The organism is Clostridium sp. MB05, from assembly GCF_046581255.1.
Taxonomy (GTDB): Bacteria; Bacillota; Clostridia; order Clostridiales; family Clostridiaceae; genus Clostridium.
This window is the reverse complement of the sequence record NZ_CP174370.1, coordinates 1897170-1910517: the sequence shown is the minus strand read 5'-3', so window position 1 is coordinate 1910517 and position 13348 is coordinate 1897170. Positions and strand designations below refer to the sequence as shown.

The following is a 13348-nucleotide window of genomic DNA, read 5'->3' as shown; positions in this document are numbered from 1 at the left end:
TTAATAGTCACAAGCCCTTTTATATTTAACTTTATAGAGTTCTTTAATCTTCTAAAGATTTCTTAGTTGCATTAAATATCTTTTGATATCCTGTGCAACGGCATAAATGTCCTGATATTTCTCTTTTTATCTCTTCATCTGTATATTTTTTTCCACTATTTACAAGAGAAGTAGTTGTAAGAACTAATCCTGGAGTACAAAAACCACATTGTACTGCTCCTTCATCTATATATGCTTTTTGCACCTTTGAAAGTTCTCCATTTCTCTCTAATCCTTCTACAGTTAGTATCTCTTTCCCCTCTGCCCATACAGCCATATATATACATGAATCTATAGGTGTTCCATCAACTAAAACTGTACATGCACCACATTCACCAACAGAGCAACCTCTTTTTACTCCTGTATAGTGTAATCTTTCTCTTAATACTTCTAGCAGTGTTTCTCTTATATCTACTTCTAAAGTATGTTTTTTTCCATTTACTATAAGAGTTATTTTCTTCATAAAGTCGCTACTCATTAACTTCTCCTCCTGCTCTTTTAATAACTTCTAATATTCCTCTTTTAGTTAATTCTTTAATTAGATGAGTTCTAAAATCTTTAGATCCTCTCCATGAATTTCTTGGTTTTGCATCTAACATAGCTTTTTCTGATATTTTTTCTATATTATCTATGCTTATATCTAAGTTTTTAGAAAAATCTTCAGCTTGTACACATCTTATAGGAGTTGGGGCCGCTACCCCTAAAGCTATTCTCAAATCCTTAAATTTATTTTCTTCTATATGTGCAACTACTGAAACTCCAAGCATTGCAATATCCATTGCTTTTCTATTGCTAAATTTTATATAATTTCCTTTGTAACCTTTATAATCTTCTTTTTTTATTATTATTTTTGTTAATATTTCATTTGGAAGAATGCTAACTTTACCAGGTCCAAGATAAAAATCTTTTATAGGAACAAGTCTTTCTTCTTTCTTACTCTTTAGTAAGAGAGTCGCATTTAAAGCAAAAAGAGTTGTTGCGCTATCTGCTGAAACTGCTCCATTACATACATTTCCACCTATAGTTGCCATATTCCTTACTTGAGGCCCTCCCATGGAAACACCTGCTTCTGATAGCACGTATATATTTTCATTTATTATTTCATTTCTAAATATATCAGTAAATGTTGCCATAGCTCCTATTTCTATCTCTTCTTTATCATTTAGTTTTATATCTTTTAGCTCTTCTATGTCTCTTAAACTTAAAAGTTCCACTCCTTGCATGCTTCCATGATGCAACTTTATTAATACATCTGTGCCACCAGCTATTATTTTTACATTTTCTCTACTTTCTAAAATGTCTAAGGCTCCCTCTATGGTCTTAGGTCCATGAATATTCTCTATATCAAACATCTCTATTCCCCCTTATATTAGTCCAACTTCCTTAAATCTTTCAAAAACTGACTGAGGATTCATCGGAATTTTGTTAAATGAAACTCCTGTTGCATCTAATACTGCATTACGTATTGCTGGTGCTGGAGAAATTGTTGTATTTTCACCTAGTGATTTTTGACCAAAACCAGCTGCTGGTTCAAATTTCTCTATAAAGGCTGACCCTATATTAGGAGTGTCCATTATTGTTTGTAACTTATAATCAAGCAAATTATTATTTAATGGTTTTCCAGTTTTCTCATCAAATAACATTTGTTCTGATAAAGCATATCCCAATGACATACTAACTCCACCATGAACCTGTCCTTCTGCCAACTTATGGTTCATAATTATACCTGAATCGTGAACATTGTATATTTCTAGAACTTCTATTTGTCCTGTTTTTATATCTACTTCGACCTCTGTAAAAGTAACTCCATAGGCTATTGCATTACTTCTAACATTAACAGATGTATCACTTGTAATAGGGCAGGATTTTATTCTGTCATAATAGGACTCCATAGCAATTTCTTCTAATGAACATACAATTCTACCTAATTCTTTTTCTATTATATTGCAATTTTCAAGGTCTAAAGCCTCTTTTTCTAATCCACACTTAGAACTTGCAAAGTTTAAAACCTTCTCTCTTACTTCTAATGCCGCCTTTTTTACTGCTGCTCCTGAAACAAAAGTTTGTCTAGATGCATAAGACCCTGTATCAAAAGGAGTTACATCAGTATCTTGAGTGCTTATAACATGTACCATATCCATAGGTAATCCTAAAGTTTCTGCTACCATTTGACCAAAAACCGTATCACTACCTTGTCCTATTTCAGTTGCTCCGATTTGTAACTGAACTGAACCATCTTGATTCATAACTATTCTTGCTCCTGCTGCCTCTAAAGCAACTGGATGTGTTCCACTAAAGTAGCTAAAGCAAGCCATTCCTATTCCTTTTCTTTTGTCTCCACTTTGATTTTTATATAAGTTTTTCTTTTCATCCCATTTTATTAGCTCTTTTCCTTTTTTAATACATTCAGGCAAAGCAAAAGCTCTTGCTATATTCTTACTAACTGGTTCTACATAGCCTTCACTTATTAAATTATTTAATCTAAATTCTATAGGATCTATATTTAATTCTCTTGCTATATCTTCAACATGGCTTTCTATGGCAAAAAACATTTGAGGTGCACCATATCCTCTCATAGCTCCTGCAACTGGTAGATTTGTATAAACTGTTTTGGGATTATATTTAATTGAATTAAAATCATATAATGGTCTAAATTTTCCTCCTGCACTCATGGTAACTGAATGACCATGTGAAGCATAGGCTCCATTATTAACTAAGTTCTCTATATATATTCCAAGTAATTTTCCTTCTTTTGATACTGCAGTCTTAAATTTTAATTTCATAGCATGTCTAGTTCTTGTATCTATAAAACATTCTTCTCTACTTAATCCATATCTTACTGGTCTTCCATGCACAGCCAAACTCATTGCTACTGTTAGTGGTTCAAGAACTACGTCTTGTTTGTTACCAAATCCACCTCCAATATATGGTTTAATTACTCTTATTTTTCCCCAAGGTATCCCAAAAGCTTGCCCAACTATTCTTCTAACTATATGAGGGATTTGAGTTGATGATACAACAACTATTCTTCCTTCTCCATCAACATAAGCATATGCACTGTGGTTTTCCATTTGACAGTGTTGAACCATGCTAGTTTCAAAGGTATCTTCAAAAATTCTATCCGCATTCTTAAAGTCTTCTTCTACCTTTCCTGATTCTGATCCCATTTGGCTCAAAATATTATTAGGTATTTCTTCATGTATTGCTGGAGCTCCTTCTTTTATAGCATCTTCCGGCTTTATAATATGAGGTAAAACTTCATATTCAACCTTTATAAGTTTTAAAGCTCTTTCGGCTATTATTTCATCAGTTGCTACAACTGCTGCTACTGCATCACCAACAAACCTTGCCTTATCAGTAAGTATTAACCTATCTTCAATATCTCTATGACTTTCCTCTAAAGACCATGGATGTCCTGCTGTTCCAAACTTAATATTTGGTAAATCCTTATAAGTTATTACAGCTTCTACTCCTTCTAATAATTTAGCCTCTTCAACATCTATACTTTTTATTTTAGCATGTGCATAAGGACTTCTTAGAACTTTTCCAACTAGCATATCTCTTTCAAAAAAATCGTCTACATACTTAGCTTTACCTGTTACTTTAGCAACTGCATCTAATCTATTTACGCTACTCCCTATTACTTTGTAAGTCATTTTACACCTCCACAAATTTTTTGTAATTATTTACATAACTAGAATATATAAAATTTTATTGCTATATATATCCTGTCAATGCTTGCGTATTGTGTTTATTACTTATATTTATTTTATAAAAAGCCAACACCTCTAAATAATTTTATTAGCTTTTTATTTACTAATTTGCTGTAATTTCTTTATGATAAAATTATCTTCTACCTTAATAATTTATACTCTTCTATCTTTCTATATAAAGTTGCTATTCCTATTCCTAATTTTTGTGCTATCTTCTTTTTGTTTTCAGTGGTAGTACCATATAAATCTAGTGCTTTTTTTATTTCTATTTCTTCTAATTCCTTTAATGGTATAATATCCTCTCTATCTATAAATAATTGTGCTTTTTCTGCAGATAAAATATTCTTTGGTATAACTTCCTTATCTATTATTCCATCTACACCTATCATATTAACTATAAATTCTATAGTATTTTCCAACTCTCTAACATTTCCTGGCCAAGAATAGCTATAAAAAGCTTTTTTTACTTCTTCAGTAATTGTTATAGATTTAAAACTCTTATCTAAAAGATTTGTGTACTTTTCTATAAAAAAGCTTATTAATATCTCTATATCATCTATTCTCTCTCTTAATGCTGGAATTTCAAATGGAATAACATTTAATCTATAATATAAATCTTCTCTAAACTTATTTTCTTTTATAAGTTCCTTTAGATTTTTATTTGTTGCTGCAATTACTCTAACATCTATATCTATTTCTTTATTTGATCCTACTCTTGTTATCTTTCTTTCTTGTAAAACTCTTAAAATCTTTGTTTGAAGATAAATTGGCATATCTCCTATTTCATCTAAAAATATTGTTCCTTTATTAGCAAGCTCAAACTTACCTATTTTCCCCATAGGGTCTGCTCCAGTAAATGCTCCCTTAACGTAACCAAATAATTCGCTTTCTAATAGTGTATCTGGAATTGCTCCACAGTTTATGGCTACAAAAGCCTTAGTTTTTCTATTTCCTTCATTATGTATAGCTCTAGCAAAAACCTCTTTTCCTGTACCACTTTCCCCTGTAACTAATACTGTAGAAGTTGAAAGTGCTATTTTCTTCACTTTATTCTTTAGCTCTTTCATAATTTTGGTTTGTCCTAATATATTTTCTGTCTTAATAACCTTTTTTATATTAGTATATTCTGAGATATCATCTCTAAAACCTTTATAATCTCTAAAAATAAATATCTTATCAAATTGTTTATCATTTATCCCCATAGAAAAAATATTGCCTATAAATTGAAAACTTTGATTTCCTATAGAAACTTTGTAAATTTCCATTTGAAATAAACTATCACCAGTTGATTCTATAACTACCTTTGATGCAAAAAAATTATCTACATGCTTTATAAGTTCAACACCTTTTGAATTTATATGAGTAACTTTATCATTTTTATTTAACACCATTACTCCTTGATCCATTTTATCTATTATTAGATTTAAAGATTTTACTACTACATCTTCTCTTTTTCGTTGTATATTTTCATAGGCTGCAGTACTTATAAACTCTGCTATTTGTTCCATAAAAGCTCTATAGTTTTCGAATCTTTCCATTATATGATGTTTTTGTTCTTTACTAAAACAAACTAAGCCTATAACTCCTATTATTCTACCCTGTAATTTTATTGGAGTACTCATTTCAAAAACTTCTTCACACTTTCCTCTTTTTATGCAATTTCTGCAAATGCTATCTTTACCAGGTTCAGTTATAGCTTTAAATTCTCCTGTTTTTAATACTTCTCTATAAGCATATCCTTGCTTCGATATATCTTTATCTATTCTATTTCTATATGCGCCTGTAGCTGCAATTCTTATTAAGTTTTCATCTACTACTTCTACATCTACCATAAGTATTTTTTCTACTATATTGATGTATTTCATTACAGCACCTTGAATTTCTTTCAATATAGATGACATATCTAAACACCTCTTTAAGTTTTATAATATAAGTTAAATATTTTAATATTTTACTTATATATAATTAATAGCAATTCCCATGCCATTAATTACCTTTTTGTAAATTTTATAATTATCATATGCATTTAATTTATAATATATTAAAGGCTATACATAAAGCCTTAATTTATGCTTATGTGTAGCCTTTTTATAATACTATCCTTCTATTTTGCTTCTTTCATTTTCTTCTTCTTCTATAGTTTTCTTTGGTAATATTAAATTTAATAATATTACTGATATAGTTGTTATTACCACCGGTGAAGTTCCAAAAACCATGTTCACCCCACTTGGAAATGCATCTAAAACTCCAGGAACTTGTGTTACTCCCATTCCAAGAGCAACTGAAAGTCCTACAATGCTCATGTTTCTACTTGACAATTCATCTTTAATTATTATCTTAATACCTGTCATTGTAATCATAGCAAACACTATTATAGTTGCTCCTCCTAAGACACTTTGAGGTATTGTTGTAATTAATGCTCCAAATTTAGGTATAAAACCTGCAATTAACATAAATAAAGCCGCTATCATAACTACAAATTTACTAATAACTTTTGTCATTGCAACTATTCCAACGTTTTGACTATAAGTAGCTGTCGGAAGTCCTCCAAAAAGCACACCAAGTACACTGGCTACACCGCTTCCTATTATTCCTCCTGATATCTCAGTATCTTTAGCATCTCTACTAAGTCCTCCTTCTGTTATAGCTGAAAGATCTCCTACAGCTTCTACAGAATTAACTATATATATTACACTAATAGATGCTATAGCTGAAGGTATAAACTTAATTCCAAAATGAAACGGAGTAGGAACTTGAATCCATGCTGCAGTTGAAATTGCTGTAAAATCAACTCTTCCCATAATCATGGAAATTATATAACCTACAATTATCCCTATTAATATTGAAGCTAGTTTAACATATCCTTTTGTAAAATGATTACAAAACAAAACTACAACTAATGTAATTATAGCTATTGCCCAATTAATAGGAGATCCAAAATCACTTACATCTGTTCCTCCAGCCATATATCTTATAGCTGTTGGATATAAAGATAATCCTATAGAAAATACAACAGTACCTGCAACTAGTGGCGGAAATAATTTTCTCATAGGTTTTAAGAAAGCGCCAAATAATATAGCTACAAATCCACCAGCCAGCTGAGCTCCAAATATAGCTTCTATTCCATAGGTTGATCCTATAGCAATTAATGTCGGTACATAAGTAAAGCTTACTCCTATTACCATTGGTAATCCTGATCCTATCTTCCATACAGGATATAATTGCATCAACGTTGCAATTCCTGCAATGAAAAATGAACATTGAACTAAAAGAGTTTTATCACTTAAATCCAATCCAGTTGCCCCTGCAACTATAAGAGCTGGTGTTACATTTCCAACTATCATAGCTAGTAAATGTTGTAATGATAAGGGCATTGCTTTTTTTAGCGAAGGAACTCCATCTAAATCAAAGACTGAAGTACTCCTCTTTTTCCTTTTACTCATTTCTAACATAATAATATATTCCCCCTCATGTAAGATTTATAATTTAATACATCACTCGAGAATATATCATCATTATCAACTGAAGAACTTTCTTCTCATTTTGATAATAACGCTATTCTTTTATATTATTTTTGTATTTCATAACCTTTTAAATTCCTTTTAATATTATTTTTCTTACATATATATGTTTGGAATTTCTATAATTCAAAAGGATTTTTAAAGCTTGCTTCACTTAAGTTAAAAATAGTAAATACTATAACTTTAAAATATTCTTATATTTATTTATAAACTATTAAAGACTATACATAAAATTTTAGTTCTATATATAGTCTTTTATTTTATATCTCTATTTTGCTTCTTTCGTTATCTTCTTCTTCTATAGTTTGTTTTGGTAGTATTAAATTTAATAGTATTACTGATAAAGTTGTTATTACTACTGGTGAACTTCCAAAAACCATATTAACCCAGCTTGGAAAAGTATCTAAAGCACCTGGAACTTGTGTTATACCCATTCCAAGAGCAACAGAAAGACCTACAACGCTCATATTTCTACTTGAAAGTTCGTCTTTAATAATTACTTTAATTCCTGTCATAGTAATCATAGCAAATACTATTATGGTAGCTCCACCTAAAACACTTTGTGGTATTGTTGTGATTAATGCTCCAAATTTAGGTATAAAACCTGCAATTAACATAAATACAGCTGCTATCATTATTATAAATTTACTAACAACCTTTGTCATTGCAACTATTCCAACATTTTGGCTATAAGTAGCAGTTGGAAGCCCTCCAAAAAATGCACCTATTATACTTGATACTCCATTTGCCATTATTCCTCCTGATAATTCAGTATCCTTAGGTTCTCTATTAAGTCCCCCTTCTGTTGTAGCTGAATAATCTCCTACAGCTTGTACAGAATTAACTATATATATTATAACCATAGATATTATTGCAGAAGGCATAAATTTCATCCCAAAATGCAATGGGGTAGGAACCTGAATCCATCCCGCTTCAGTAATTGCTGTAAAATCAACTTTGCCAATAACTATAGAAAAAATGTATCCTACAACTATCCCTATTAATATTGATGCTAGCTTAACATATCCTTTTGTAAAATGATTACAAATTAAAACTACAACTAATGTAACTATAGCTATAGTCCAATTAATAGGCGATCCAAAATCCTTTGCAGTAGCTCCTCCAGCCATATATTTTATAGCTGTTGGATATAGAGATAACCCTATTGTAAATACAACAGTTCCAGCTACCAAAGGAGGAAATAACTTTCTTAAAGGCTTTATAAATGCTCCAACTAATATAGCTGCAAATCCTCCAATTAACTGTGCTCCAAATATAGCTTCTATTCCATAGGCTGAACCTATGGCTGTTAGCGTTGGCACATATGCAAAGCTTATTCCCATTACTACTGGTAATCCTGAACCTAGCTTCCATACAGGATATAATTGCATTAATGTTGCAATTCCTGCCATAAATAGTGAGCATTGAACTAAAAGAGTCTTATCGCTTAAACTTAACCCAGTTACTCCTGAAACTATAATAGCAGGTGTTACGTTTCCAACTATCATAGCTAATAAATGTTGTAACGATAATGGCATTGCTTTTTTTAATGAAGGTGTTCCATCTACCTCAAAAATAGAAGTGCTCTTAGCTTTTCTTTTACCCATTTCTAACATAATAATATATTCCCCCTCATGTAAACTTATTAATTTAAACTTAATACATCACTCGAGAATATAATAACTATTATCAAAACGAGAATGGATTCTCGGATTGATAATAGACTTATTCTTTTATACCACTTTTGTAACCGTTTAAATTTTTTTGACATTATTTTTTCACATAGCTATATGTTTTAAATTTCTATAACTTAAAAGAGCCTTTAAAGTTTCACTTATTACAAAAGCAATAAGTATGCCAAACTTTAAAAGCCCTTTAAAATTTACTTAATATTCAGTCTTTTCAGTCACTTATACTATTTTTAATAGATTACACAAAGTATTAAAATGATAATTAAATTAACTTATAAATAGCGAGTTTCCTTACATTTATTTATTAATTTATCTATATCAAATTAATAATTTTTTATCATATTGATATTACCAAATAATTTCATGCTTTATATTAAGCTTAACTAGCAACCTATATATAAAACTAACTACATCCCACATATTATCTATTTCATCTTCACAATCTATTATTAAATATGAATTTTTATCTTCTGTATAGCATTCAACTATTATATCATAACCTTCTTCAACAAAATAATTTTCTAAAGTCTGGGCTAGATTATCTCCCTTTTCATATAAATAGTCTTCTCCTAACTTTATCTCTATTACATAATTTAATTTCATTAAATTATATAAATCTAAAGCGTTCTTACAAAACTCAATAAGGATTTTAATTTTTTTTATTATGTACTTTCTTTCAATTCGTTGTCTCAAATTTTCCCTTACCCTCTATCTTAATATATTTAATGTTTAATCTTCTTTTTTAATTTTGTATCTTCTATATAAGATACAATTATAGATAATATCATAAAGAAAATTCCTACGTATAATATAGGTCTATTATCCTCAATCGGACATGCTCCAACAGGTAGATGTTGTCTTACTTCATATATTTTATAAAAACCATATAAACTTATAACTATTGCTATAGTAATTAGTATGTTTGATAGTTTAATTAAATTCTTCATAATTACTTTTGCCTTTCGTAAAAATATATCTATATTATAGCACATTTATATAATTATATATATTTTTTAATTTATTGAAAATCATATATATAGGTTCTATTAAAGTTTCTACATTTAATATATTATTTCAATTATTGTAAGTTATATGGTTATAAGATGACTTTAAAGAACCTATATATGTAAAATTTAAAAATATATCTGATTCTAATTCGCTATTAAACTTATATTTTGACTTTTAACTATTAATTTTAATTTAACCGTAGATGATGCGGAATGTTAATTAGAACATATATATACCATAAAAATTAATTTAAATAAAAGTTTATAACTTAAATCAAAATTATTAAAAATACTATTTTTATATGTAACAATTATGTATTTATATTCATATAATTAAAGATAGCTATTAGCTTTATGGCTAATCCATATAAATTCATCTCCTTCATTAATTATATAAAAAAGAATCAAAGCATATAGCATTGATTCTTTTTTATATTTCTCCAAATCTAATATTTATTTTCTTAAATGCAATTTCCTTACTTAAAGTCAGATTTTCCATATCTATTTTAATTTTAAATATATTAGGGCATTTTTCCTCTCTCCATAATTTCATAAACTTAGGAGTCGCAGTTAAACTTGCATAATATTTTTCTTCAAAATCGTCCCAAAACTCAAAAAACTCTAGTTTGCTATCTTTATCTATACATAAGCTTTCCTTATTTATATTGTTTACTAAAGGCACAAAATACCTAAGTGGAACTTGATAATTATACCTTCCTTTTATCTCTTTAGCTTCAATTATAGCTCTCTTTAAAAAAGGATAATTAACTAACTCTTTATCCTTTATCCTTATTTTAAAAATAGGCTCCTCATTTTTACCTTTTTGTATTTTAAATTTAATCATTTGTTTCACCCTTAGTTTATTTTATTTCCATGTATCCCAAACTTCTTTTTTATATCCAATAGTAGCCATATTACCATTTCTTACTATTGGAGACTTAAATAGTTTAGGATTCTCTAATAAAATTTCTTCTTTCATTTCACTACTTCTAATTTTATCTAAATTTAAGCCTTTATATTCTTTTGCTAGTTGATTTATTAATTCATTTATGGAAACTTGCTTTTTTACAGAATTTAGCTCTCCCCTACTTAATCCCTTTAAATCTATATCAATGAATTGAAAGCTTATTTTTCTCTCTTTAAAATATCTTTCTGCCTTTTTAGTATCAAAGCATTTTTTTCTTCCAAATATTTGTATATTCATATTCTTCATCTCCTTTTAAACGTCAATCTATTATACCATAAAATTATTTTTTATATAAAATAGGAATAATACATTAATATACTTAATATTATTTTATAGTACTGAATTATTATTTGTATTATTTAAATCCTTGCTTAAAAAGCTTGGTTATAAGGTTTAATAGCAAATATCTATTATCTCACAGCTTTTTAAATTATATCTTGGACATTTTACTATTCTTAATATTTAATTAGCTAGAGAGTAGATTTTCTATACAGCATTAAGAAAGCTACTACATACTTTTTATGCTTTCTTAATGCTGATTTATTTTCCTAAAAACTATCACTTTTTTTATATAATACTCTATATTAATAATTAAGATGAATTTTAAGGGTGATGATTTTGCAGTATCTTATTATAACTTTAAAAATTTTTATTATAGAATATATAATTCTTTTTCTACATGAACTTAGTCACTATGTAGTATCTCTAATTTTAGGTTTTAAGTGCTCTTTTTATTATATGATTCCTTTTACCATATACAGAAAAGATTCTAAAATAAAACTTAAATTAAGACCATCAATACAGAGTGATATAACTAGTAGATTGCATTTTGATTCAATAAAAATTTCTTCTAAATTAGAGTATAATATACTTTTAAAAAGATTAAAAATCTTTCTTTGGATTGGTCCTATATTTGATTTTATAGCTTTTATAGTATTATTTTGTATAGGAGTTACTTATGTAAACCTATCATACTTAGCTTTAATTTCTTTAATTCATCTTTCTATAAGCACAATTAATTTCTTTAATAGTGATGGAAAATATGCAATTGGATCTAAAGAAGATAATAGAATTGCTTTTGATTTAATTAGAAATGCTACTATTTGTGGAAATGCTGAAGTTTCTTGTGAAAGTAAAAGAATTCTTACTGACATTCATATGGAAATATCTGAAAATATAACTCTAGAAAGCTTTGATGTTAATAATTTATGGGAATTCTTAAACAATATATCTTTCTACACTAATTCCCTATTAAGTTTTTTGAATAAAGATCTTTTAACTATTCATTCGTCTTCCTTTGCTTTTTTTGAAGGCTTAATAAATGATTTTGATAATATAAAAAAATATGATTATAGACAAATACAAAAAACTTCTATTTCTATAACTTATTATTTAATATATAAAAAGCTTAATGATATATCTTTTTATCCTAGTTCATTAATCATGGCTAAGATTTATGATGGGTGTAACTCCATTTATTTTAGAAAACTATTAGATTTATATTTCAAAAATGATTCTGGAAATATAGATTATCTAATTAATGAAGATAATATGCCTATTTCTATATCTTATTGTCAGGGATATAATAAATTACTATTTAATATTATAGAGTTATATAATTTATAGAATTTGTTAAAAGCACTGTAAAATCATAATATTTTACAGTGCTTTTAATTAAATTTTAATTTACCTCTGTTCCATCAAATTTATTATTTAAAATAAGTATATCAACCCTTCTATTTTTTGCTCTTCCTTCTTCTGTATTATTATCAGCACTACTTCTATATTCGCCATAACCTACGGCAGATAATCTATTTGGAGAAATTTCTCCATAATTTATTAAAAACTCAACTACATTAGAGGCCCTAACAGATGAAAGTTGCCAATTTGAATGGAAATCACTATTATTTATAGGTATATTATCTGTATGTCCTTCCACTCTTACATAGTTATCAATTTTATTTAAAATCTTTGATACAGAAATAAGCTTAGGTTTTAATTCGTCTTTTATATCTGCTTTTCCACTATCGAAAAACACACTATCTGTAAAGCTTATAATAAGACCTCTTTCTTCAATACTAGTTGATACGCTTCCTTCTAACTGTAAATCTTTTACTATATCATTAATTTGATTTTCTATTCCCTTTAATTTTTCTTCTTCTGTTTGAACTAACGGCTTTAACTCACCAGCATTATCACTTGAACTTCCAGAATTCTCCTCACTCCCTAACACCGTTGATCCACCAGTAAAAACTGCTCCCATTGAAGTAGCTAATTGTTTATATTTTGTTTCATTTACAGTTGAAGCTGAATATAGTACCACAAAAAATATCATAAGTAACGTTATAAGATCTGAATATGTAAGTAGCCATCTTTCATGATTTTCTGGTTTTTCTACTCTTTTTTTCAT

Annotated in this window: 12 protein-coding genes; 1 reads left to right on the top strand and 11 read right to left on the bottom strand. The window is 28.3% G+C overall.

All coding sequences use genetic code 11. From position 1 onward, the window contains the following. Positions 1–43: 43 nt before the first annotated feature. The 10 genes from xdhC to ACH36K_RS08870 form a co-directional block, all read right to left on the bottom strand. Positions 44–517, bottom strand: coding sequence for a xanthine dehydrogenase subunit XdhC (xdhC, locus tag ACH36K_RS08915; RefSeq protein WP_411170577.1), 474 nt, complete (start codon positions 515–517; stop codon positions 44–46). Continuing rightward, on the bottom strand, positions 510–1391 hold the full coding sequence (gene xdhB / locus ACH36K_RS08910; protein ID WP_411170576.1) for a xanthine dehydrogenase FAD-binding subunit XdhB: 882 nt from the start codon (positions 1389–1391) through the stop codon (positions 510–512). The genes xdhC and xdhB overlap by 8 nt, the downstream gene beginning before the upstream one ends. 12 nt (positions 1392–1403) lie before the next feature. Then, positions 1404–3695, bottom strand: coding sequence for a xanthine dehydrogenase molybdenum-binding subunit XdhA (gene xdhA / locus ACH36K_RS08905; protein ID WP_411170575.1), 2292 nt, complete (start codon positions 3693–3695; stop codon positions 1404–1406). Between the two features lie 197 nt (positions 3696–3892). Beyond that, complete coding sequence (locus ACH36K_RS08900) at positions 3893–5653, bottom strand: sigma 54-interacting transcriptional regulator (protein WP_411170574.1); 1761 nt, start codon at positions 5651–5653, stop codon at positions 3893–3895. Between the two features lie 195 nt (positions 5654–5848). After that, positions 5849–7204: a uracil-xanthine permease family protein gene (locus ACH36K_RS08895; protein ID WP_411170573.1), complete on the bottom strand. Its 1356-nt coding sequence runs from the start codon at positions 7202–7204 to the stop codon at positions 5849–5851. A gap of 329 nt (positions 7205–7533) precedes the next feature. Further along, the gene (locus ACH36K_RS08890) at positions 7534–8889 is read right to left on the bottom strand and encodes a uracil-xanthine permease family protein (RefSeq protein ID WP_411170572.1); all 1356 of its coding nucleotides are present in this window, start codon (positions 8887–8889) and stop codon (positions 7534–7536) included. 423 nt (positions 8890–9312) lie between these two features. Continuing rightward, positions 9313–9567, bottom strand: a complete 255-nt coding sequence (locus ACH36K_RS08885; RefSeq protein WP_411170571.1) for a hypothetical protein — start codon at positions 9565–9567, stop codon at positions 9313–9315. Positions 9568–9686: 119 nt separating this feature from the next. Continuing rightward, positions 9687–9911 (bottom strand): hypothetical protein, encoded by a 225-nt coding sequence (locus ACH36K_RS08880; RefSeq protein WP_411170570.1) that lies wholly within the window; start codon positions 9909–9911, stop codon positions 9687–9689. Positions 9912–10401: 490 nt separating this feature from the next. Continuing rightward, positions 10402–10815 carry a hypothetical protein gene (locus ACH36K_RS08875; RefSeq protein WP_411170569.1) on the bottom strand — a complete coding sequence of 138 codons (414 nt, stop codon included), beginning with the start codon at positions 10813–10815 and terminating at the stop codon, positions 10402–10404. 21 nt (positions 10816–10836) lie between these two features. Continuing rightward, on the bottom strand, positions 10837–11175 hold the full coding sequence (locus ACH36K_RS08870) for an arsenate reductase family protein (protein ID WP_411170568.1): 339 nt from the start codon (positions 11173–11175) through the stop codon (positions 10837–10839). Between the two features lie 501 nt (positions 11176–11676). Here ACH36K_RS08870 and ACH36K_RS08865 point away from each other — a divergent pair. Next, positions 11677–12564, top strand: coding sequence for a hypothetical protein (locus ACH36K_RS08865; RefSeq protein WP_411170567.1), 888 nt, complete (start codon positions 11677–11679; stop codon positions 12562–12564). Positions 12565–12619: 55 nt separating this feature from the next. On the opposite strand, the gene ACH36K_RS08860 is transcribed toward ACH36K_RS08865, so the two are convergent. Continuing rightward, positions 12620–13348 carry a flagellar motor protein MotB gene (locus ACH36K_RS08860; RefSeq protein ID WP_411170566.1) on the bottom strand — a complete coding sequence of 243 codons (729 nt, stop codon included), beginning with the start codon at positions 13346–13348 and terminating at the stop codon, positions 12620–12622.